Below are 22,565 nucleotides of genomic sequence, written 5' to 3'. Positions count from 1 at the left end.
CACAGACGGAAGGACGTGCCACATGAGCTGGTGGAAGGGGCCACTGACCGGCTTCGACCTGGAGACCACGGGCACGGATCCGGAGCACTCCCGGATCGTCAGCGCCGCCCTGGTGGACACGCTGGGCGGCCGCACCGAGGCCGCCACCGGCTGGCTGCTCGACCCCGGCGTGCCGATACCCGCCGAGGCGACGGCCGTCCACGGCATCGCCGACGCCGACGCGCGCGGCCGGGGCCGCCCGGCCGCCGAAGGGGTGGCGGAGATCGCCGGCGCACTGTGCGAGCGGCTGTCGGCCGGCCGGCCGGTGGTGCTCTTCAACGCCCCGTTCGACCTCTCGCTGCTCGACGCGGAGCTGCGCCGGTACGGCCTCCCGGGCCTGGCCGAGCGCCTCGGCGGCCGGGTCGGCCCGGTGCTGGACGCGCTGGTGATCGACCGGACCGTCGACAAGTACCGCAAGGGGTCCCGGACCCTGCAGCGGGTCTGCGAGGTGTACGGGGTCGAGCTGGCCGACGCGCACCAGGCGGGCAGCGACGCGCTGGCCGCGGTCCGGGTCGCGGTGGCGATCGGCGAGCGGTACCCGGCGCAGGCCGGGGAGCTGACCCCGGAGCAGCTGCACGAGCGCCAGATCGACTGGTACCGGGCCTGGGCCGAGGGGCTGCAGGCCTGGCTGCGGCAGGGCAAGGAGCCGGGGGCGGTGGTCGACCAGCGCTGGCCGCTGCGCTGAGGCGGGTCCGGCGCTCCCCGGCGCGCCGGTGGCCGGGAGGGTGTCAGGAGGCGGGGAAGTCGAAGCGGTAGCCCTGTGCGGTGAGCCAGGGCAGCAGTTGGGCGAGGGCCGCGACGGTCTGGCTGCGGTCGCCGCCGCCGTCGTGCAGCAGCACCACGCCGCCGGGCCGCAGGGTGCGCTGGACGTTGGCGACGATGGCGGCCACGCCGGGCCGGGCCCAGTCGCGCGGGTCGACGGACCAGCTGAGCGAGCGCATGCCGGCCGCGGCGGCGATCTGCTCGTTCTCGGCGGTGAAGTCGCCGCCCGGGGCCCGGAACCAGCCGACCTCGGCGCCTGGCCCGGCGGCCGCGGTGATCATGTCCTTGGCGGCGGTTATCTCGGACACCTGCCGGTCGTGCGGCAGGGTGTGCAGCGGCTGCGGGTGGTGCACGGTGTGGTCGCACAGCCGGTGGCCCTCGGCGAGGATCCGGCGCACCGTCGCGGCGTAGGCGGTGGCGTTGGGGCCGATCTGGCAGAAGGTCGCGTGGGCGTGGTAGCGGGCCAGCAGGTCGAGGATCTGGCCGGTGGCGGGCCCCGGTCCGTCGTCGAAGGTGAGCGCCACCGTCCGGCCGCCGGAGGCGGTGGAGCGGATCAGCGCGGTGGCGCCGGCCGGTGGCGGCGCCTGCGGGGCGGAGGGCGCGGGGCTGCCCGCGGACGGCGTGGCGGTGCCGGGCGCCGGGGTGCCGGGCCGGGGTGCGGCGGGCCGGGTGGTGGTCGGTCCGGCCGGGGTGGCGGGCCGGGTGGTGGCGGGCGCCGGGGCGCTGCTCGGCGCGGTGTCCGGGGCGGCGGCGGCGGTGGTGGTGCCGGTCGGGCCCGGTGCCGGGAGCGCGGACGGCGGGGCGGACGGTGCGGCCGACGGGCCCGAGGGCGGGGCGGCGGGCGTACCGGCGGCCCGGGCGGCCGGATCGGCTGCGCACCCGGCCAGCAGGGCGGGCAGCAGCAGGGCGGCGGCGGCAGCGCCGACGGCACGGCGGTGCTGTGACAGCTGGTGCGGGAGCAGCAAGGTGACGACTCCTGAGGTCTCACCGGCCGCCTCGGGGCGGCCCGTTTCTTGGGCGTATGACGCCCGGCGTCCGGCGCCGGTTCCGCCGCCGGCGGCGGCTCAGAACGGGTACCAGCGGACCGTCGTGTCGCCCGCCCGCAGCGAGTCGACCCGGCGGCGGAACTCGGCCAGCGCGGCGGGCGAGGCGGCCGCCTGCTGGGCCACCCAGGCGGCGCTGGCGGTCTCCCGGGCGCCGCGCAGGACCGCGAACCCGGGCCACTCCCGGACGTCCCAGCCGTAGGCGGCGGTGAACGCGGCGTACTCCTCGGCCGGGACGCCGTACCGGTCCTGGCTGAGCGCCAGCACCACCAGGTCGTGCTCGCGCAGGTCCTCGGCGACGTACTCCAGGTCGAGCAGGACCGGGCCGTCGGGGCCGAGGTGGACGTTGCGGGGCAGCGCGTCGCCGTGGATGAAGCCGGGTTCCAGCCGGGGTGCCAGCCCGGCGACGGCCTCGGCCGCCCGGATCCGGCGTTCGCGCAGGAAACGGGCGTCGGCGGGGTCGATGTGCCCGTCGGCGGCGGCCAGCCAGCGGTCGACCGGGGCCAGCAGGTCGCGCGGCGGAAGTGCGAAGGGCGGTGCGGGCAGCCGGTGCAGGGCCAGCAGCAGCGGGGCCAGGTCGACCGGCCGGGCGGGGCCGGTGGCGGGGGGCAGCCGGTGCCAGAAGGTGACCGGGTGGCCCTGCGCGGCGACCGGCTCCGGCCGGTACGGGCGGACCACGGGGATGCCCTGGCCGTCCAGCCAGCCGGTGACCGCCAGTTCCTGGGCGGCCCGGGCGCCGAGTGCGGGGCCGCGGCCGACCTTGGCCACCACGGCGGGGCCGCCCAGGTCGAAGACGGCGTTCTCGCCGAGGGCCAGCAGGACGGCGTCGGCGGGGTCGGGCAGGTCGGCGGCGGCGCAGGCGGCGGCCAGCAGGGTGCGGGCGCGGGCCTCGTCGAAGGCGGCGGCGGGGGTGGTCATCGGGCGGCTCCGTCCGGGCGGGTGCCGCCCCATCCTGCCGCACGTGTCGGGCACGAACGGCGCCGGGCCCCGCGCGACGCGCGGGGCCCGTGCAGGGGTGGTGCGGTGGGGCGGTGCGGTGCGGTCCGGCCGGCCGTCCCCGGTGCGGCCGGCCGGACCCGGGGTCCGCCGCCCCCGGTGGGGGTGGGTCAGATCCCGGCGTGCTGCCGTTCGGCGGCGTGGCGGCCGGACGGTCCGGCCTGGGCCGTGGCGGCCGGCGGCAGGCTCTCGCCGTGCGAGAGGTCGGGCAGCCAGGCCAGCCAGCGGGGCAGGTACCAGTTGCGCTCGCCGAGCAGGCTCATCGCGGCGGGCAGCAGCACGGCCCGGATCACGGTGGCGTCGATCAGGACGGCGACCGCGAGGCCCACGCCCATCTGCTTCATCGACTGCATGGACAGGGTGCCGAAGACCGCGAACACACCCACCATGATCACGGCCGCGCTGGTCACCACCCCGGCGGTGGACCGGATCCCGTACGAGACGGCCGCCTTGGTGGACAGGCCGCGGTCGTGCGCCTCCTTGATCCGGGAGACCACGAAGACGTGGTAGTCCATGCTCAGGCCGAACAGGATGACGAACAGGAACAGCGGCACCCAGGACTCCACCGCGCCGACCCCGGCGGTGCCCAGCAGCGAGGCGCCGACGCCGTGCTGGAAGACCAGCGCCAGCACGCCGTAGGCCGCGCCGACCGAGAGCAGGTTGAGCACCACGGCGGTGACGGCGATGCCGAGCGAGCGGAACGAGGTGAGCATCAGCAGGAAGGCGAAGGCCACCACGAAGCCGAAGACCGGGATCATCGAGTCGGACATCTGCTGGTTGAAGTCGTGCGAGCCCGCGGTCTGGCCGGTCACCGGTGCCTCGGTGCCGGGCACCTTGAGCAGGGTCTGCGGCACCACCGAGGTGCGCAGCGCGCGCAGCGCGGCGGTGCTGGTGGCGTCGTTGCCGCTGCCGGGCAGCGGGACGTCGAGGGTGGCGACGTTCTGCGCCCGGTGGACGGTCAGCTGGATCGGGCCGTGCACGCCGGGGGTGGCGAGCGCCGCGGCCTGGAAGTCGGCGAGGGCCCGGGTCATCTCGGGGGAGCCGATGTCCCCGGCCTTGACCACCACGGTGGCGGGGGAGGGGCTGCCGGGGAAGGCGGCCTCGATCCTGGCCGAGGTGGCGACCAGCGCGTTGCCCTTGGGCAGTTGCTGCTGGAAGGTCAGGTTGGCGGTGTGCATGGTGAGCAGCGGTGCGGCCAGGCCCAGCAGCAGGCCGCCGGCCAGGACGGTGGCCGCGAGCGGGCGGCGCAGCACGGGGGTGAGCAGGGCGTTCCAGACCCGGCCGCCGTTGCCGGTGTCGGCGCGGCGCAGCCGGTGCAGCAGCGGGATCCGGCCCTTGTCGACCCGGTCGCCGAGCATCGAGAGCAGGGCGGGCAGCACGGTCAGCGAGCCGAGCACGGCGGTGATCACCACGATGATGGTGGCCAGGGACATGGCCTGGAAGTCGGCGATCCCGGTGAGGAACATGCCGGCCATCGCGACCACCACGGTGACGCCGGAGACCAGGACGGCCCGGCCGGAGGTGGCGGCGGCGATCTGCAGGGCGGTGGCGGCGTCCCGTCCGGCGGCGCGTTCCTCGCGCTCGCGGCGCAGGTAGAACAGGCAGTAGTCGACGCCGACGGCGAGGCCGACCAGCAGCATCACCGAGCTGGCGTCGTCGCTGGTGTGCAGCAGGCCGCTGCTGAGGGCGACCAGGCCGCCGGCCGCGATGAAGGCGGTCAGCGCGAGCACGACCAGCAGGACGGCGGCGACCAGCGCGCCGAAGGCGATCAGCAGGATGCCGAGCGCGAGCGGTACGGCGGTCCACTCGGCGCGGCTGAAGTCGTTGGTGAACTGGTCCTGGAACCACTTGCCGGAGCTGGCCTCGCCGAACTCCTCGACGGTGAGGTCCCGGTGGGCGGCCTGCACCTTGCCGACCGCGTCGAGCAGGGCGGGCACGTTCTCCACCGCCTTGTCGTCGTCCCCGGCGACGGTGAACTGCAGGAGGGCCGAGTGGCGGTCGGCGGAGATCGCCCCGCTGTCGTACGGGCTGTGCAGGTCGGTGGCCTTGCCGGTGCCGTCGACGGCGGCGCCGACCTGGTCGACGACGGCGCGGAAGGCCGGGTCGTCGGCGGTCAGCGCGGCGCTCTGGACCAGGACGGTCTCGCCGGCGGGACGCTTGATCCCGGCGTCGTCCAGGATCTTGGCGGCGCGGGCCACCTCGCCGGGCATCGACTCGGACTGCTCGACCTTGGTGCTGCCGTGCAGTCCGCCGAGGTAGGCGGCGAGGACCACGAACAAGAGCCAGCCGAAGACGGCCGTCTTTCTGTGCCGGGCGCTCCAGGCGCCCATCGTCGCGGCGAGTCCGAGTTTCACTGCTGTGTTTCCCCCAGGAAGAGCGGCGGCGGTACCGCCGGGAGCGGTCGCCGGCGGTGGTCCGGCGCGCTGTGGAAGCTGCACCACCGAGGCTAGGAAGCGGCGTCCGCGAGCGACATCCGGCTTGCGGGGGAGCCGTCCCTGGGCCTTCCCCCACCCCCGTGGTGGGGTTTCCCCTACCTGCGTCCCCGGGATCTCCTCCTCGCGGGCGGACCCGGCTCCACCCTGAGGGGGAGGGATCTCCACCCGGAGCACGAGGTGTCGCAGGGTGTGCGCAGGTGAGGATGGTCGAGGGCCACCCCTAGGGGCTGCCTGCGGGGCCGGGTGGCCCCGGCCCCTCCCGCGGTAACTCACTTGCCGGGCGGCAAGTAAATGCCCGTAGGATGCTGACCGTACTTACCTGCCGACCGGCTAAGGGCTGCCGTTGCCGCTCCCTGCCCGGTCCTGCCGTCGCCCGGTGTCCCGTCCCCCAAGGGCTGCGGTGAACCATGCCCAGGAGGCACACGAGCATGTTCCACCGAATAGGACAATTCGTCGTCAAGCGGGCGTGGTGGGTGATCCTCGGCTGGCTGGTGGCCGCCGTGGCCATCGTCGCCACCGCGCCGGCGCTGACCGCGCAGACCGACGAGAGCGCCTTCCTGCCCAAGCACTACGAGTCCATCCAGGCCTCGATGGTCCAGGAGAAGGCCTTCCCCGCCAACTTCACCCCGGCGGCGATGGTGCTCTTCGAGCGCACCGACGGCGGCAAGCTGGACGACGCCGACAAGGCGGCCGCCGGCAAGGTGGTCCAGGGCCTCACCGACCAGCACGTCAAGCTGGTCGAGAAGGTCCTCCCGATCAGCGACCAGTCCACCTCCAAGGACGGCCGCTACGCGCTGTCCATGGTCGGCATGGAGAAGAACTCGGCGCACAAGCCCGAGGCCGCCGACTCCGCCAAGGAACTGCGCGACGAGGCCAAGAAGCTGGCCGCGGGCAGCAACCTCAAGGTGCAGCTGGGCGGCCAGGCCGCCCAGAACCTGGACCAGCAGGACTCCTCGAAGCTGGCCAACACGCTGATCGGCGTCGGCACCATCGTGATCATCCTGCTCACGCTGGGCATCATCTTCCGCAGCCCGATCATCGCGCTGCTGCCGATCCTGTCGATCTTCGTCTTCTCGATGGTCGCCAACGGCCTGATCGCCGACGCCAGCAAGGCCTTCGGCCTCAAGGCGGACAGTTCGGTCTCGGCCATCCTGATCATCGTGCTGTTCGGCGTCGGGACGGACTACTTCCTGTTCCTGATGTTCCGCTACCGCGAACGGCTGCGGGCCGGTGACGACCGCAAGGAGGCCGTGGTCAACGCGGTCGGCCGGGTCGGCGAGGCCATCGCCTCGGCGGCCGGCGCGGTCATCGTGGCGTTCAGCGTGCTGCTGCTCTCCAGCCTCGGCATGTTCCAGGCGCTCGGCCCCTCGCTGGCCATCGCGGTCCTCGTCACCGCCCTGGCCTCGGTCACCCTGGTGCCGGCGATCCTCTCGCTGATCCCGGAGAAGGTGCTGTTCTGGCCCTCCAAGGCCTGGCAGAAGGAGCCCGCCAACGCCCGCTTCGCCGCCATCGGCCGGACCGTCGAGCGCAAGCCGCTGCTGGTCACCCTGGTCTCCGGCGCGATGCTGGTGGTGCTCTCCTTCGCCGCCTTCGGCTACAAGGGCACCTTCGACCTGGCCTCCGGCTCGATGCCGAAGACCAAGGAGTCGATGGTCGTCCAGGACACCCTGATGACCGCCTTCTCGGCCGGCGCCGCCGACCCCAGCCACGTCTACGTGGAGAGCAAGAACGGCGCCAAGCTCGACCCGGCCGCACTGACCGGCTACATCGGCGAGCTCGGCAAGGTGCCCGGGGTGGCCCAGGTCGGGGCGAAGCCGCAGCTGAACGCGGACGGCACCGTCGCGGACATCACCGTCATGCTCAAGGACGCCCCGGCGACCAACCAGGCCATCGACACCATCGACGGGCTGCGCAAGGTCGCCCACGGCTCCGCGCCGCAGGGCAGCGAGGCGAAGGTCGGCGGCATCACCTCGGTGTACAAGGACATCAACACCGCGATGGCCCGCGACTACTCGCTGGTCTTCCCGGTCGCCGCGCTGCTGATCATGCTGATCCTGGCGCTGCTGCTGCGCAGCATCGTCGCCCCCTGGTACCTGATGGCGGCCGTCGGCCTCGGCTTCGGCGCCACCGTCGGCGCCACCAGCCTGGTCTTCCAGAAGATGCAGGGCGAGGCCGGCCTGATGTTCATGCTGCCGATGTTCATCTACCTGTTCGTGGTGGCGATCGGCACCGACTACAACATCCTGATGATCGCCCGGCTGCGCGAGGAGGCGGCCGAGGGCCACAGCCCGCGCAAGGCGGCCGGCCTGGCCCTGCGCCACGGCGGCCCGACCGTCGCGGCGGCGGGCAGCATCCTCGCGCTGACCTTCGCGACCATGCTGCTGGCCGGCAACTCGCTGTTCAGCCAGATCGGCTTCTCGGTGGCCTTCGGCATCGCGGTGTCGGCCTTCGTGATGGCGATGTTCTTCACCCCGGCGCTCACCGCGCTGCTCGGCCGGGCCGCCTGGTGGCCGGGCCGGACCGAGCCGTCCGCCGGGGCGCCGTCCGCCGGGGCCGAGGACCGGCGACTGGAGCCGGCCGGCCGCGGCTGAGCCCGCCCGCGCCGTACGAGGGGGCACCCGGAAGCCGTCCGGGTGCCCCCTCGCCGCGCCGGGCAAACATGGTGTGACCAGGGAAACGTTCCGATCACCATACGGATCGGGCGTGCTACAGTCGACGCAGTTGCAGTATTGGTTCCCATGAACGTGTGTGTGCGCCTGCTGGTACCAACCAACAGGCGCATTTGTTTTGTCCGGTGTTTTGTCTCCGGATGGGGATCGCGGCTACTCGGGGTCCACGAGGTGTGGGCCCCTGACGCCCCAGTGAAAAATGGAGACGGTTATGGCTACCGGCACCGTGAAGTGGTTCAACAGCGAAAAGGGCTACGGCTTCATCGAGCAGGACGGCGGCGGCGCTGACGTGTTCGCCCACTACTCGAACATCCAGTCCAACGGCTTCCGCGAGCTCATCGAGGGCCAGCAGGTCGAGTTCGACGTCACGCAGGGCCAGAAGGGCCCGCAGGCCGAGAACATCCGCACCATCTGAGACCGGCTTCCAGCCGACTCACCAGTGCTGCGCGAGGGCCCGTACCGCAGGGTGCGGGCCCTCGCCCATGCCGCCGAACGGCCGGGGCGGCGCACTCCACTCCTCCGACGGCCGACCCTCCCCCAGCCCAGGCCGGGGGTGCCCACCAGGGCCCTACCGCCACGGCAGCCGCCGTGGCCGTCGGCCGAGCAGGATTTGGAGCACCATGACCGACCCCGCACGCACCCCGCGCACCCGTACCGGCGGCAGCGGCCGCCCGCCGCGCCGCCCGGCCGGCGCCTCCCGGCCCCGCGGCGCTGCCACCCCGCGCCCGTCCGAGGAGTTCACCGTCGTCCAGGGCACCCCGGCGCGCCCGCCGGCGGCGAGCTTCGCCGAACTGGAGATGCCGAAGGCGCTGCTCACCGCGCTCGGCCGGGAAGGCGTCACCGAGCCCTTCCCGATCCAGGCCGCCACCCTGCCCGACGCCCTCGCCGGGCGCGACGTGCTCGGCCGCGGCCGTACCGGCTCCGGCAAGACGCTGGCCTTCGGCCTGCCGCTGCTGGCCCGCACCGCCGGACAGCGCGCCGACTCCCGCTACCCGCTCGCCCTGGTCCTGGTGCCCACCCGCGAGCTGGCCCAGCAGGTCACCGAGGCGCTCAGCCCGTACGCGATCGGCCTCAACCTGCGGATCACCACCGTGGTCGGCGGCATGTCGATCACCCGCCAGTCCAACCAGGTGCGCCGCGGCACCGAGGTCCTGGTCGCCACCCCCGGCCGGCTGGACGACCTGATCAACCGCGGCGACGTCCGGCTCGACCACGTGAAGATCACCGTGCTCGACGAGGCCGACCAGATGGCCGACATGGGCTTCCTGCCGCAGGTCGCCAAGCTGCTCGAGCAGGTCGCCCCCGGCGGGCAGCGGATGCTCTTCTCCGCCACCCTCGACCGCAACGTCGACCGCCTGGTGACCCGCTTCCTCACCGACCCGGTCACCCACTCGGTGGACCCCTCGGCCGGCGCGGTCACCACCATGGACCACCACGTGATCCAGATCGACCCGGCCGACAAGGCCGAGGCGACCGCCCGGATCGCCGCCCGCGAGGGCCGCGTGATCATGTTCGTGCACACCAAGCACGGCGCCGACCGGCTCGCCAAGCAGCTGCGCGCCGCCGGCGTGCAGGCCGCCGCACTGCACGGCGGCAAGTCCCAGCCGCAGCGCAACCGCACCCTGGACCAGTTCCGGGAGGGCCAGGTCAGCGCCCTGATCGCGACCAACGTCGCGGCCCGCGGCATCCACATCGACGGCCTCGACCTGGTCGTCAACGTCGACCCGCCGATCGACCACAAGGACTACCTGCACCGCGGCGGCCGCACCGCCCGGGCCGGCGAGTCCGGCACCGTGGTCACCCTGGTGCTGCCCGAGCAGCGCCGCGAGGTCTCCCGGCTGATGACCACCGCCGGGATCCGCCCGACCGTCACCAAGGTCCGCCCCGGCGACGGCGAGCTCCACCGGATCACCGGCGCCCGCACGCCCAGCGGCGTCGCGGTGCTGCCGATCCTGGCCCCCACCCAGGTGGCGGCCCAGGCCGCCGCGGCCGCCAAGGCGGACGGCCAGGGCCGCCGCCGCCCGCAGTCCAAGCGCTCCGGGCTGCCCAAGGACGTCGACCTGAACGGCAACCCGCGCCGCCCCCGCCCCAAGCAGCGCCTCGGCGCCACCGCCGCGGGCCGCACCGAGGCCCCGGGCGGCCGCCGTCAGGCCGCCGGGTTCATCGGCAAGTCCTCCGGCCGGGCCCAGCCCGGTTCCGGCTCGAAGTCCGGCTCCAACTACGGCACCGGCCGCCAGCGCCGCAAGTCCGACTGACCCGTCCCACCACGAGCCCGAGCCCGTCCGGTCACGACCGGACGGGCTCGGGCTTTCGGGCGATCAGGAGAGGGAGCCGAGGTCCTTCGGCGTGCCGACGCCGTCGAAGGTCAGCAGGTGACCGCCGGCCGTGACGGCGTACAGGTCCGGGCGGCCGTCGCCGTTCCCGTCGCCGGAGCTGCCGAGGGTCGGGTAGTCGGCGGCCGGGAAGCTGCCGATCACGCCGCCCGCCGCCGGGTCCGCCAGCGCGGAGAGGTCCCAGCTGCCGTCGGCGCCCCGCACCACCGGGTAGGACCGCAGGGCGCCGGTGGCGCGCTCGCGCGACCACACCGTGAGCGAACCGTCGGCCGCCTTGCCGGGGGCGATCAGATCGAAGCCGGCCCAGCTCCCGGCGGCCAGCCGCTGCGCCGAACGGTAGCCGTAGCCGACGCCCGGCTTGGTCAGCAGCCACAGGTCGCCGCCGGTCGCCACGGTCAGCAGCGAGCTGCGCTCGTCGGTGCCGAGCGCCCCGACCGCGGCGATCTGCTCGGTGCCCGCCCAGCCCGGGGTGTAGCCGGACACGCTGCCGTAGTAGGTCGCCGGACGGGCGAACGCACCGAAGTCGCTGTTGCGGTACACGTACAGGCCGTTCTGCGGGCGGACCGCGAACAGGTCGTCGACCGGGTCGTGGCTCTGGTCCCAGCCGCGGTGCGCCAGCAGGGCGTTCGCCCAACTCGTCTGGTCCGGGGCGCGGTTGGCGGGGATCACGGTGGCGCCCGCGGTGCTGGCCGCGGCCGCGCCGACGACCCGCAGGTTCCCGGCGGCGTCCGGCACCAGGATGTCGGGCACGGCGTCGCCGTCCACGTCCCCGGGCGCCTTCGGCGGGTTGGGGTTCCACGGCGCGTAGAACGCGTACGGGACCGGCTGCGAGACGTTGCCCGCCTCGTCCATGGCCTGCACGGACAGGACGTTGCTGCCCCAGCTCGTCGGCGTGATCGCCACGCTCGCCGTACCGCCCGGGCCGGCCGGGACGCTGCCCGGGTCCTGGCAGCTCCAGCCCACGGAGGGCGTGCCGTTCAGCGTGTAGTGGTAGCACGCGACCCCCGAGGTGGCGTCGGTGCCACCGAAGGTGAAGGTGCCGGCCTGGCGGGCGTACTTCGCCGGGGTGCCCTCGGACGGGAAGTCCGCGGAACCGACGGTGACCTGGGACGGCGCGGTGGTGTCGACCCGGAAGCGGCAGGCGTCGGTCGGGTCGTCGGCGTGCACGCCCTTGGCCCGCCAGCTGTAGGCGTGGCCGTCGACCAGGCCGGTGACCGCCGCCCGTGCGGTACCGGAGTCGGTCGCCACGGTGGTGTCGTACACCTTGGTGTGCGCGGCGGTCGCGTCGTCGCGCACCGTGAAACGGACCTCGGGCACACTCGCGGTCACGGACAGGACGGGTGCACCGGTCCCGATCCACCCGGGCTCACCGGTGCTCCCGCAGCCGGCCTGCTGCCCGGTGCCGGCGAAGCCCGGTACCGGCGCGGTCAGCGGAGCGCTCACCGGTGCGGCCTCGGCCGCGCTCGCGCCCGTGGCCGCGCACAGACCCGCGGCCGCGGTGAGCGCCGCGGTCGCCGCGGCGACCGGGAACCTTGCCATCTGCCTCAACTGACTACCCCCTGATGCGTGAACGCACATTCGACGTCTGCGGGCGATCATGGCCAGTCGGGACGGCGGGCGCAAGCGCGTTTCCCCCACCCCCGCGTTGTGCCGCCGACGGCCGACCCGCCGGGGCCAGCAGCCGCACCCGGGCCGCCGTCCCCGCCTCCCGCGGCGAGAACACCACCAGCTCCAGCTCCCCGGGCGCGCTCAGCACCACCTGGTCGAACCGGAGCGGACCGAGCACCTCGTGCTCCAGGTCCTTCTCGACCCCGGCCCGCTCCTCCACCTGGTGCTCTTCCAGCCACCGCCGGGCCTCCGGGAAGCCCGTCCGCAGCCGCTCCAGCAGCGCGGCGATCCGCCGCCCGCCCGGCGAGGCGTCGCCACCGCGCTCCGCGTACGCCGCACGCAGCTGGGCCAGCACCCGGCGGGCGTGCCGCTCCCAGTCCACCGCCCGCCGCCGGTGCACCTGGTTGGCGAACACCACCCAGGCCAGGTTGCAGTCCTCCGCCGACCACCGGGAGAACTCGAACAGCGCCTCCGCCTCCGGGTTCCACGCCCGCACCGCCCAGTCGGCGTCCACCAGGAACGCCGGGAACGGCGACTGCGCCCGCACCATCCGCACCAGCGACCCGGGCAGCTCCACGGCCGGCTCCACCGCCGCGGGCTGCACCTGACAGCCCGCCAGCCGGAACAGGTACGCCGTCTCCGCCGGGTCCAGCCGCAGCGTCCTCGCCAGGCTGGACAGCACCTCCGGCGACGGATTGATGTCCCGCCCCTGCTCCAGGGAAGTGCACACCCGTCGGGTTATTTCCCTGGAGATTCGAACAGATGACCACTACCGTGCGACCGATGAGCACAACCGCGCTGGTCCCCGCCACGTTCCACCCTGAGATCCGGATTGCGATCAGCCTGCGTCTGTCCCGTGCGGACGACGCCTCTACCTCGCTGGACGTGCAGCGCAAGGCGTGCCACGACTCCATCCGGGCCGCCGGGCACGACCCGTCCAAGGCGGTCGAGTTCATCGACTACGGCGTGTCCGGCGCTACGCCGCTCACCGACCGCGAGGGCATGTCGGAACTCATGGCCTACCAGCCCACCCACGTGTGGGCGTGGAAGCTGGACCGCTACAGCCGTAGCGTGCGGGAGTTCCTGCACCTGGTCGAGTGGGCGGAGACCCCGAACAAGCGCGTGATCCTGGCCACGGCGGACGGCTCGCTGAACACGGGCACCCCCGGCGGACGCCTGATCGCGCTCATCCTGGTGGCGCTCGCGGAGTGGGAACGCCAGATGATGACCGAGCGCATCCTTGCCGCCCACCAGGAGCGGCGGGAACAGGGTCGGTGGATCTCCGGGTTCGCGCCGTTCCCGTTCATGACCGTGCGCGAGAACCCGAAGGCCCCGGCCTACCTGGACGCGGACAGCGAGATGATCCCGCTGGTCATCAAGGCAGTTGGGGAGTTGCTGGCGGGCGGAACGCTGGCGAGCACGTCCAAGCCGCTGCCGATCGGCCGCCAGCAGTGGAAGAAGCTACTGTCCGGCGTGACGCTGCGCGGGTGGCGCAAGCACAAGGGCGAGCTGATCGTGAAGGACGACGGGGTCACCCCGGTGCAGTTCGCCCCGGAGGTGCTGGACGCAGTGACCTTTGCGCGGGTGCAGCAGCGACTCAAGGAGCTTGCCCGCACGGAGAACGCACCCCGCTCGGACGCCCCATTCCTGGCCGGGTTCGTCGTCTGCGCGCAGGCCTGCGGCTTCAACGGCGGCAAGTCGAGCAAGAAGAAGGCTCTGTACAAGTGCGAGAACGGGCACGGGTCGATCATGGCGAGCATCCTTGAGCCCATGGTGGACGCCGCGTTCTGCGAGCGGTTCGGCGGCGAGCAACTGATGCGCGCCGTTCACACGGGCGGCATCGACCACTCCGGCGCGCTCGCCGATCTCGCGGCGTCTCAGAATCGGGTGATCGCTGCCATTGCCAAGGTCGAGGGTCCCGCGCTCGAAGCGTTGACCGCCAAGCTGACCGAGATCACCGAGAGCACGGCGCGGCTCACGGCCGAACACGACCCGACCGTGACCACCACGTACGTGCCGCTCGACTCCACCCTGTACGACGCGTGGGAGGGCAGCGACGAAGAGACTCAGCGCGTCCACCTCGCCGAGAAGGGGCTTCGGGTCACGATCCACCCGCAGGGCACACCCGGCGGGCGTGTCACGATCGAGTGGAGCAAGCCCCCGAGGGAGAAGCGCAAGCCCACCCGGCCGGTCACGGTCGCGGAGCGCCGCGCAATAGCCGCCTGACGGCCCGTACGGCGAAGCCAGAGCCCCGGCAGGTCCCACGAAGACCGCCGGGGCTCTTTCGTGCCCGCAGCAGGCCGCTCAGGGGCTCGCCGGTCAGCGGCGGGACCTCGGGTGACGTGGTGACGGTTCTCGGGCTTGTTCTGGTTCTCTCTGACATGTCTAGAGAGAACTGAAATCCGCCTCTCAACCGTCACCACGTCACCTCGCCGTGCCGGAGCAGCGCGGTGGGACCGCCAGGGTGACGGGGTGACGTTTGAGGCGGTGGTTCTGGTTTCTCTTAGATCCCGCGCAGAGAAGAGAACCCAGAATCACCCCGCTGAACGTCACCCCGTCACCTGCGTTGGTCGAGACGCGCACGGGCGCCGCCGCCGTGGCGGGCGGACGCGGACGGAAGATCTGCTCTCCCTAACCAGTGAGAGGCAGGAAGCAGCGTGTAGGAAATTTCTGGTCCCCCAACATGATGGGCCCGCGCTGTGCCGCCTGCGGGGCACACCTTGCCTCCCGGACTTCGGAGCCAGCGTGGCGGAGGTGACGGCGAGGGCTTCGCCGGCTGAGCGTCACAGGGGCGCTGACCTGGGAGTTGTGATGAGTGACGCCCTGGATGCCAAGTCAGGTATCCCTATGGAAGTCCTAAGGGGATAGCCGCCGGACCGCTTCGACCGTCATTCGTCACGTCGCCAAGTGAGACGCAGATCACATGTCCGAGATTGCCCGAATGCCCCAATATGCGGGCCATCTGCCCACTCTCCACAGCAGTAGAGGGAGAAACCGTCGGTCCCTACAAGCCCGGCGAGGGGAATTCGTCCCCCTCTCCTATCTTCGGGCCCTCGGCGTATCAGTCATGGCAACCAGGAATCCCGTGCACTCAAGTACCCGTGCGATCCCGGCCCAAGGAATCCCTCCCCGTCCACTACAGGGTGAGAGAGGAATCGTCCCTCCCTACTTGGGGCAGGACAAGCAATCGTCCCGCCCCACGTGGAAGCAAGGGACGCGCGACGACCGAGCAGACCCCACTGTCCGCCCAACCACCAACAGCCTTGGAGGCTTCGAGATGAACACCGACCACGCCCGTGCGCTTGAGCTGATCCGCAGCGCAGAGGCGATCGTTCTGCGGGCCCTGTCCGGCGATGCGGCGGCAGCCGGCGAAGCGCACCGCCAGGCCACCGAAGCCGCGCGCCTGCTGGCACCCACCCGGGACGGCGGTCCCTGCCAGCGCGAGGGCTGCCCCAACCGGGTCGTCAACCGCACGATCGGACGCCGCCGCCTCTACTGCTGCGACGCATGCCAGCAGGCCGCGTACTGGGCCCGCAAGGCGGACGCCGCGTAGCCGCCCCACCGAACATACGCACGTGAGTATGTCGGCACGTTGAACACCGTCACGTGACGATCTTCGCCCCTCCCGACCCGGGCAGGGGCTTTTCCATTCCACCCGACAGGTGGCCTACCGGAGGTAGCACCGTGATCGACCCTGGCAGCTTCGCCTACTCCTACGAGGACAGGGAGACCAAGAGGCTCCGTTTTCGCGCAGACGCTTTCCAGTACAGCGCCGCTATGGAGCGGCTTGCCGAGATGAAGCGCGACCGCCCCGAGCAGTACGACCAGATGGGCGCTGTCGCTCACCTGTCGCTCGGCCACTACGAGGCCGCGAAGGCTGCCGCCGTGCAGCTCGGCCGCGACGTCTCCGCCCCTACCGATCGTGAGGTCTGACCATGAGCAACGACGTTTCCCGAGCCGCTGACAAGCTCGCCAAGCTGCGCGCACAGGCCGACCGGCTCGCTGGTCCAGTGGCGGATGCCGAAGCCGCCCTGGTGGCCGCCCAGGAGGCTGAGCAGGCCCGCCGCGCCGAGCGCGCCGCCGAGTACGACCGCACATTCCTCAAGACGTGGACGGCGCAGGCCAGCGAGCGGTCCGACCGGGGCAATGAGCTGCACGCGGAGTTCCTTGAACTCCTGTCCGCCGAGCCGTGGTTTCAGGCGTACGTCGCACACCGTGCCGAGCGGTACAAGCGCGAGAAGATCCTGACCGCCGCGCAGAGCGCACAGGCCCACCTCGGCGAGGCGCGAACTGTCCCCGAACAGCGCTGGTACGACCTGCGCATCATCGAGGACGTCACCAGCGCTGTGGACAATGCCGCTGCGGCAATCGGCGCGGCCTACGCCGAGGAACTGGACACAGCCCGGAACGCCTACATCGAAGCGGCGGACTGACATGGCCGTTGACGCACTTGACCCCGGCCCGGACGGAACCTATCCGCACTTCCCTCGGGATGCGCGGGGGCGGCCCGTGTGGTCGGATTCCCCAACCGGCCTGCCAGTGCTAAATGGTGGGGCGCCGATGCCGCGCGGAGTCCAGCAGATGCGCGACCCGAGGAACCCCGGCCGGCTGCTGGCCGTGGACGTGACGCCGAGGCGACAGGACGGCGAACCGATCAACCCGCCGGTCTTCCCTCCGGGCGCTCCGGCATGAGGCGCTGGTCCGACACACGGCCAACCATCCCGCCCGCCGCTCACCAAGTGGGAGAACGCGTGGACCTTGTATAGCACTTGCCGCCGGGAAAGACAGCGGCCGACTTCGGATCCTTGGCCGTCGGTCCCAGACTGGCTCACTTTCGCGCCCACCAGGCGGTGAACGCCGTACCTCCTGCTGCCGTTGCCGTGACGAGCCACGGAGGGATGCGCTGGATAGTCAAGTGGATTCCACCGAACCGAAGCTCGAAGGCAGGTCGGGGTGTGCGTTCAGGCATGGCTGCTCCGGTCCAGGTTCCGCACTGGATACGCGGTTCTCAATGGGGTCATCGACTACTCCATTGGAGCGACGAATCTCCGATATGGCAAACACTCGCGCCCGCGAGTACGCCGAATGGCGGGCGAAATCAGGCCGCCCTCTATCTTCCGTACCCGTCAATCCAACTGAAATACCCCAAGCGTAACTTGATGAGACAAAAGGTTCTTATGCCGCGTAGACCCCGCCCCCCGTGCTCAGTCCCGGGTTGCCCCGAGCTGACCACGGGCGGACGCTGCCCCGCTCATGAGCGCGAGGCGACCAGGAACCGCCAGACGCCAGGCGGCAGCGCGTACGGCCCGAACTGGCCCAGGGTTCGCCGGGCTTACCTCTACGCGAACTCGTGGTGCCTGCTGTGCGGGCGAGTCGCCACCGTGGCGGACCACTTCCCGAAATCCCGAAAGCAACTTATCGCGGACGGCGTTGCCAACCCGGATGTACCGCAATACCTGCGCCCATTGTGCACGCCGTGTCACAACAAAGAGACGGCGAGAAATCAGCCAGGCGGATGGGCTGCGGCAAACGTCAAGCCAATTCGCCGCTGACCCGACCCAGGCGGGGTGCCCCCTGAGTCGTCTGAGATTGCACGGCAGGGAGGCAAAAAACTCTCGCCGGAGCTGCGGCCGTTTTTGGCAGCCCGCCGTGCCCGCCACGGAATGCGAAAGGAGACCATGGCCGACCGATACCGACCGAAACCATCAGCCGCACGGGCCCGAGAGGGAAACCCGTCCAAGACCGAAATCAAAGAGGGGGTGATTGTCCCGCGCGCCGTCCTCGCTGAACCCAACTGGCGAGAGATCTTCAAGGACTCACCGGCCACCGAGACGCAGCAAGCGAACATCCGGTGCAGGGAAGTCGCGTCCGCCGAGTGGCGGCGCGTCGTGCCGATCCTCGAAGTTGCCGCCGGTCTCGGCGAAGTGGATCACTCGACCGTCAAGGATCTGTGCGTCTGCGTCGCCCGGATCGACCAGGCCGAGCGGGACCTGTCGACACGCGGGCTCATGGTCACCGCCGAACGCGGCACAGTGAAGAACGGCGCTGCCACCATCGCAGCACAGTACCGATCCCAACTCTCCCGCTATATACGAGAGTTGGGGCTATCGCCGAGTGCTCGGGTGGCGATTGCCCCGCCGGAGTCCGGCGACGACTCCGATATCTGGGACTGACCGGTCCCGAGCACCATGACGGCCCCCGTCCCTTCCTCCCTCAGCGGGTGGTTGGGGCGGGGGCCCTTCGTCGTCCGCGCCCTACCCCAGGTAGGGAGTCGCCCGGTGCTCAAGGAAGTGCCGAAGCCGGAGTTGCTGGGTGTGGTGCATCGGCAGGTCGCCGATGTCGTCCGGAGCTACGAACTGGAGATCGGTCGACTCGTCGGAGATCCGGAGTTCACCGCCCGTGATACGCGCGGTGAAACAAACATTGAACTGTTGCCGCACCTCGCCATCCGAGTAGGAGATCACGTGTCGGGGATCGGTGTACGTGCCGACGAGTCCAGTGATCTCCACATCAAGGCCGGTCTCTTCGCGGACCTCCCGAATCGCCGTTCCCGGAAGAGACTCACCAAGATCCATCGTGCCGCCCGGCAGCGCGTACAGACCATTGTCGGTGCGCCGTTGGAGCAGGACGCGCCCTTCGTCATCCGTCACCACTGCGGACGCTGCCACCACCAGCCGGTTTGGCATGGGCGCGTTGGGATCGTCGTAGAACTCGGTGCGTGCCACGTGATCAGCTCTCCTCAACCGGCAGGGCGGCGTTCCACACTGCGTCGAAGCTCGCAGCATAGGTGTCAAACAGCGTCCCTGCCCCGGTTCGGCGCAGGTGCCAGACCGGCGCTCCGAAGGCGTTGACCCCCCACACATGGGCGTTTACCAGCACCTGGTCATCTGCGCGGTAGAGGCTGTTGTAGAGCGTGGTTCCGTGGGTGCGGATCTCGATGCCGGGCGTGCCGAGCAGCGGGCGGTAGTGCATGAGGGCGAGCCTGCACCGGGACTCGATGCCGTGGCCGAACCTCTCTTCTTCCCCGCGTTGCTTGACGTTCTCACTGTCGGCGGCGCCGAGGGCGATCCGGACCACGCATCCTTCGGCGGCGCGCTCACGAAGTAGATCGTTAAGCCGGGGATACGCCTCGTGAAGGAATACGGCAGCGTAGACCAGCACGTCGATGCGCTCCGTGGCCTTTCCGAGCAAGTCCACGAAGACGGATACCGGTAGATCGGCTCGCTGTTCGTACAGGGCGACCAGTTCAGGGCTTATCGCGCGTGCGGCGCGCGGCTGCCGCAGACTCGGCCACAGTGCGAACATGTCTTCTCCGAGGGCTTCGGCAGCCAAGCGGGCTGTACCTAACCGAGGCGTGCGGTTCTGATTGGCCCACCGCTCAACCGACTTGGTGTCCACGCCGGCTCTCTCGGCCAGGGCTGAACACGTCCAACCTCCCGACGCCATAACGTCTTTCAGTCTCTCGTTCGGCATCTCGTTTGTCTCCCCACACATCACGGACCTTTTGTAGGGACGTTCTACCGCACGAGGGACGTTCTGAAGTGTCCTTTGAGCGAGGTTCCACCGTCCCGGGTGACTGCCAGATCTTGGTGTCAACTCGGCGGAGGAGAGGAGCGGGGCCGATGGCGACGCGCAGGACGACCCGAGGGGCGATCTACCTACCCAAGGTCGGAGAGGTGGTCCGGGACCGCGCCCACCAGGGCGCGGAGGGCACCTACATGGGCACCGTGGGCGGCATGGTCTATCTCCGCCCCCGAGGGGGTGGGAAGGAGTGGGAGACCTACCCGACCGAGATCGAAGCTTTGCCGGGTGTGCCGGAGCTGATCCCTGTCATGCATCCGAGCGCCCCGCGCCGGGCGCCGGAGCTGATCGGGTCGTGAGGCCCTCTCGCCTGGTCATCATGGGTCGTGTGCTCCGGGCGCTGGTGACCGAACCGCGTAACACGGTCGCTTGGATGTGGGGTGCCCACATCCAATTCGCTTGGCCTGTAACGATGTTCAGTCCCTACCGAAGGACGCTTGCCCGGCGGATGAAGCTCCGCCGGAAGCTCGACCAGCAGATGCGCACTTGCGCCCGACTATCCACCGGCGGCGCTGATGCCTGATCCCTATGAGTCACCAGTGTTCGGCATCGGCGGCCTCTGGGCGGGCCAGCGCCGGGCCCGGACCGGGCTGCCCCCGCCTGTTCCGTGGTGGGCGCAGGGGCGGCCCGTGTGGGCCCCGGAGAACGAGGAAAGGCGCGCCTGTGGCGGTTCGCAAGCGGTACCGGTTTCTGAACTGGACCGTCACTCACGACAGCGCGCCCGACGCGCCCCCGACATGGCACATGTTCCGGTGTCTCGGGGAGGACGAGGACGGCAAGCCGTGCGGCGCGGAAGGGCCCGTGATCGAGGACTTCCAGGAAGCGCAGCGCTGGCCGTTCGAGCACCTGCGGGAACATCAGGACCACCGCAGCTTCGCGCATGTCGCCGAGGTGCCGTGGCTGATGATCCCCGAGGAGGAACCGTCGTGACCGGAGCCGACCAGGACGAGTATCGGCGCGCCCGGAGCGAGCCGGTCAGCCGGCGGGCCGCTTACGGGGTGTCGGTGGCTGCTGTGGTGCTGCTCGCGGTGACGTTGCTCGCGCTGGCCCGGCCGCACTGACTCAAGACTCCCGCTCCGGCCGTCATCCCTGGCAGGCAGCCGACCGGAGCGGGCTCCGCAACACCGCACGACCCGGACACCGACCGGCGGTCCGGCCCGACACGATGTGAGGAGTTACCAGTATGAGTACTCCGACCGAGCGCCCGCCGGGCGACACCGGACCCGGTACCACGCAGGGCACGGCGCGAAGCTGCGCGCGGCCCCGGCAGCGCACCAACTAGCGGCACCAACTAACCGACAGAAGACAGGAGTTCACGCATGGCATGGGGTAGGAGCAGCGGCGGGAGCGGCGGGGGCGGCAAGCACGGCGGGGGTTCCGGCTCCGGCTCGGGCGGCAGTCAGCAGGACGACTCCAGCAGCGGCAACAAGCACGGCGGTGGCGGGTCGGACGAGGGTGGTAACACCTCGGACGGCCAGGGTCCGGCGACGGGCCGCTAACCGGTGAGCAGCGAGCACGAAGCGGAGGCCGGTCGGACCCGGCTGGCCTCCGCGCTCATCGCCAACGGGTCATTGACTACGGACTGGCTGCCTGCCTACAACGCCGTGCCGCGTCACCTGTTCGTGCCTGACACGATCTGGCCGGGACAGGCGGACGGTGTGCGCCAGGGCGAGGCGATCAACAAGAGCATCAACCCCGCCGAGTGGTGGAACGCTGTCTACTCGGATGTACCGCTCACCACACAGTGGGACGACGGAGAGCATGCGGGCAGCACGCGCGGCACCATGCCCACGTCGTCCAGCAGCATGCCCACCATGGTGTTCTCGATGCTCAATGCCCTCAGCGTCGAGGACGGCAACACGGTGATGGAGATCGGCACCGGAACCGGCTGGAATGCCGCTCTCCTGTCCCACCACCTCGGGTCGGGCAGCGTCGTCACCGTCGAGGTGGACGAAGACAGCGCGGCCAGCGCGCAACGCCGCCTCGCCCGTGCTGGGTACTCGCCCGTGCCCGTGGTCGGGGACGGGGCAGAGGGGTACCCGAAGGCGGCACCGTACGACCGGATCATTGCCACCTGTTCGGTCGGGAGCCTGCCGTACACGTGGGTCGAGCAGTCACGGTCCGGCGGGGTGGTCGTCGCGCCGTGGGGCCCGGAGTACGGCGGCGAAGCAATCGTCCGGCTCGCGGTCGGCGACGACGGGAAGGCATCCGGACGGTTCGTCGGGTCATCAGCGTTCATGCGGCTCCGGCAGCAGCGCACCGACCAGCCGAACAGCCTTGCCTACCTTTCGGCGCCTTGGCCGGCTGACGGGGTTGCGTCCTCAACTTCACTATCCCCGGAGCTACTTGGTGGATGGCAGGAGATGTTCGCCATCGGGGTTCAGGTGCCCGGCGCGTTTCCCCTGATCGAGCGGTACGACGACGGGTCTTACACGCTGTGGCTGCACGACACGGCCGTCACGTCGTGGGCTACGGCCGACTGGGAGCCCGACAGAGAACGCTACGAGGTGGTGCAGTCCGGCCCCCGCAGCCTCTGGGGCGAAGTGTCCACCGCATGGCACTGGTGGGACGACCAGGGCCGCCCCGGGTTCAACCGCTTCGGGCTCACGATCACCCCGGACGGCCACACCGTGTGGCTCGACAGCCCGGACAACCCGGTGCCCACCCGAGCCTGACCCCGTACGCGCAGAGCCCCGACCCCTGATCCCGGTAGCAGCGGAACCAACATCAGGGTCGGGGCGTCGGCGCAGAATTCGGCAGGCGGGCGAGGGCAGTGTGACGGTAGTCTCATCTGCCATGGCTGACTCTCTCAACATCGAACGGTCCTCCGGCTTCGACGACGCCGACAACCTCGTGATCGAGATCCCTGCAAGCGTTTGGGCCACGCTGAACTCTGAGAACGAGTGGGAAGGGAACGAGGCGGACGGCGAGGTGACCTCCGGGTCGCTGAATCTCTGGAAGGTGAAGATCCGGATCGGAGGCTGACACCGGCCCTTCTGGCCCCGCCCTCTACTGGCCCTTGCTGGCTGGGGCGGGGCTTCGTGCTGCTCAGGCGGATGCCACTCCCCGAGTATCCCGAGGGGTGTACGGTTCGAGCCA

At 71.1% G+C, this 22,565-nt stretch carries 22 protein-coding genes; 15 read left to right on the top strand and 7 right to left on the bottom strand.

Features of this window, described 5'->3' with window-relative positions:
* Window positions 1-22 precede the first annotated feature (22 nt).
* Entirely contained in the window at window positions 23-724 is a 702-nt protein-coding gene (locus AC2TEW_RS17690; RefSeq protein ID WP_484624321.1) for an exonuclease domain-containing protein, read from the top strand.
* 43 nt (window positions 725-767) lie between these two features.
* Here AC2TEW_RS17690 and AC2TEW_RS17685 read toward each other — a convergent pair whose 3' ends face one another.
* The 3 genes from AC2TEW_RS17685 to AC2TEW_RS17675 form a co-directional block, all read right to left on the bottom strand.
* Window positions 768-1,766 (bottom strand): polysaccharide deacetylase family protein, encoded by a 999-nt coding sequence (locus tag AC2TEW_RS17685; protein ID WP_484624320.1) that lies wholly within the window; start codon window positions 1,764-1,766, stop codon window positions 768-770.
* 99 nt (window positions 1,767-1,865) lie between these two features.
* Complete coding sequence (locus tag AC2TEW_RS17680; RefSeq protein WP_484624319.1) at window positions 1,866-2,762, bottom strand: phosphotransferase; 897 nt, start codon at window positions 2,760-2,762, stop codon at window positions 1,866-1,868.
* Window positions 2,763-2,950: 188 nt separating this feature from the next.
* Window positions 2,951-5,170: an MMPL family transporter gene (locus AC2TEW_RS17675; RefSeq protein WP_484624447.1), complete on the bottom strand. Its 2,220-nt coding sequence runs from the start codon at window positions 5,168-5,170 to the stop codon at window positions 2,951-2,953.
* A 533-nt stretch (window positions 5,171-5,703) separates the two neighbouring features.
* Here AC2TEW_RS17675 and AC2TEW_RS17670 point away from each other — a divergent pair.
* From AC2TEW_RS17670 to AC2TEW_RS17660, 3 genes are all read left to right on the top strand, one after another.
* The gene (locus AC2TEW_RS17670; RefSeq protein ID WP_484624318.1) at window positions 5,704-7,866 is read left to right on the top strand and encodes an MMPL family transporter; all 2,163 of its coding nucleotides are present in this window, start codon (window positions 5,704-5,706) and stop codon (window positions 7,864-7,866) included.
* Window positions 7,867-8,155: 289 nt separating this feature from the next.
* Window positions 8,156-8,359 carry a cold-shock protein gene (locus AC2TEW_RS17665; protein WP_033817632.1) on the top strand — a complete coding sequence of 68 codons (204 nt, stop codon included), beginning with the start codon at window positions 8,156-8,158 and terminating at the stop codon, window positions 8,357-8,359.
* A gap of 205 nt (window positions 8,360-8,564) precedes the next feature.
* Window positions 8,565-10,199 carry a DEAD/DEAH box helicase gene (locus AC2TEW_RS17660; protein WP_484624317.1) on the top strand — a complete coding sequence of 545 codons (1,635 nt, stop codon included), beginning with the start codon at window positions 8,565-8,567 and terminating at the stop codon, window positions 10,197-10,199.
* Window positions 10,200-10,262: 63 nt separating this feature from the next.
* On the opposite strand, the gene AC2TEW_RS17655 is transcribed toward AC2TEW_RS17660, so the two are convergent.
* Both AC2TEW_RS17655 and AC2TEW_RS17650 read right to left on the bottom strand, forming a co-directional pair.
* Window positions 10,263-11,816, bottom strand: coding sequence for a hypothetical protein (locus AC2TEW_RS17655; RefSeq protein ID WP_484624316.1), 1,554 nt, complete (start codon window positions 11,814-11,816; stop codon window positions 10,263-10,265).
* Window positions 11,817-11,829: 13 nt separating this feature from the next.
* Complete coding sequence (locus AC2TEW_RS17650) at window positions 11,830-12,615, bottom strand: MmyB family transcriptional regulator (protein WP_484624315.1); 786 nt, start codon at window positions 12,613-12,615, stop codon at window positions 11,830-11,832.
* A 53-nt stretch (window positions 12,616-12,668) separates the two neighbouring features.
* On the opposite strand from AC2TEW_RS17650, the gene AC2TEW_RS17645 reads away from it, so the two are divergent.
* The 5 genes from AC2TEW_RS17645 to AC2TEW_RS17625 all read left to right on the top strand — a co-directional run bounded on the left by AC2TEW_RS17645 (window position 12,669) and on the right by AC2TEW_RS17625 (window position 18,058).
* A complete protein-coding gene (locus AC2TEW_RS17645) occupies window positions 12,669-14,111 on the top strand; it encodes a recombinase family protein (RefSeq protein ID WP_484624314.1) in 1,443 nt (480 codons plus the stop codon).
* A gap of 1,051 nt (window positions 14,112-15,162) precedes the next feature.
* A complete protein-coding gene (locus AC2TEW_RS17640) occupies window positions 15,163-15,438 on the top strand; it encodes a hypothetical protein (RefSeq protein WP_484624313.1) in 276 nt (91 codons plus the stop codon).
* Window positions 15,439-15,569: 131 nt separating this feature from the next.
* Window positions 15,570-15,818 (top strand): hypothetical protein, encoded by a 249-nt coding sequence (locus AC2TEW_RS17635; protein WP_484624312.1) that lies wholly within the window; start codon window positions 15,570-15,572, stop codon window positions 15,816-15,818.
* Between the two features lie 2 nt (window positions 15,819-15,820).
* Entirely contained in the window at window positions 15,821-16,318 is a 498-nt protein-coding gene (locus AC2TEW_RS17630) for a hypothetical protein (protein ID WP_484624311.1), read from the top strand.
* A 1,245-nt stretch (window positions 16,319-17,563) separates the two neighbouring features.
* Complete coding sequence (locus AC2TEW_RS17625) at window positions 17,564-18,058, top strand: phage terminase small subunit P27 family (RefSeq protein WP_484624310.1); 495 nt, start codon at window positions 17,564-17,566, stop codon at window positions 18,056-18,058.
* An 81-nt stretch (window positions 18,059-18,139) separates the two neighbouring features.
* Here AC2TEW_RS17625 and AC2TEW_RS17620 read toward each other — a convergent pair whose 3' ends face one another.
* Window positions 18,140-18,610, bottom strand: a complete 471-nt coding sequence (locus tag AC2TEW_RS17620; RefSeq protein ID WP_484624309.1) for an NUDIX domain-containing protein — start codon at window positions 18,608-18,610, stop codon at window positions 18,140-18,142.
* Between the two features lie 4 nt (window positions 18,611-18,614).
* Complete coding sequence (locus tag AC2TEW_RS17615; protein ID WP_484624308.1) at window positions 18,615-19,358, bottom strand: XRE family transcriptional regulator; 744 nt, start codon at window positions 19,356-19,358, stop codon at window positions 18,615-18,617.
* 149 nt (window positions 19,359-19,507) lie between these two features.
* Here AC2TEW_RS17615 and AC2TEW_RS17610 point away from each other — a divergent pair, with 149 nt between their 5' ends.
* The 6 genes from AC2TEW_RS17610 (at window position 19,508) to AC2TEW_RS17585 (ending at window position 22,451) form a co-directional block, all read left to right on the top strand.
* Entirely contained in the window at window positions 19,508-19,765 is a 258-nt protein-coding gene (locus AC2TEW_RS17610; RefSeq protein ID WP_484624307.1) for a hypothetical protein, read from the top strand.
* A 364-nt stretch (window positions 19,766-20,129) separates the two neighbouring features.
* Complete coding sequence (locus AC2TEW_RS17605; RefSeq protein ID WP_484624306.1) at window positions 20,130-20,396, top strand: DUF7848 domain-containing protein; 267 nt, start codon at window positions 20,130-20,132, stop codon at window positions 20,394-20,396.
* Window positions 20,393-20,527, top strand: coding sequence for a hypothetical protein (locus AC2TEW_RS17600; RefSeq protein ID WP_484624305.1), 135 nt, complete (start codon window positions 20,393-20,395; stop codon window positions 20,525-20,527). Before AC2TEW_RS17605 ends, AC2TEW_RS17600 begins: the two co-directional genes overlap by 4 nt.
* Before the next feature lie 258 nt (window positions 20,528-20,785).
* Window positions 20,786-20,965 (top strand): hypothetical protein, encoded by a 180-nt coding sequence (locus AC2TEW_RS17595; protein WP_484624304.1) that lies wholly within the window; start codon window positions 20,786-20,788, stop codon window positions 20,963-20,965.
* Window positions 20,966-20,968: 3 nt separating this feature from the next.
* Entirely contained in the window at window positions 20,969-22,141 is a 1,173-nt protein-coding gene (locus tag AC2TEW_RS17590; protein WP_484624303.1) for a methyltransferase domain-containing protein, read from the top strand.
* Between the two features lie 121 nt (window positions 22,142-22,262).
* On the top strand, window positions 22,263-22,451 hold the full coding sequence (locus tag AC2TEW_RS17585; protein WP_484624302.1) for a hypothetical protein: 189 nt from the start codon (window positions 22,263-22,265) through the stop codon (window positions 22,449-22,451).
* The last annotated feature ends 114 nt before the right edge of the window (window positions 22,452-22,565 follow it).

It is taken from the genome of Kitasatospora sp. NEAU-CNBT7, from assembly GCF_057220535.1.
This window is presented reverse-complemented; position numbering and strand designations above follow the sequence as displayed.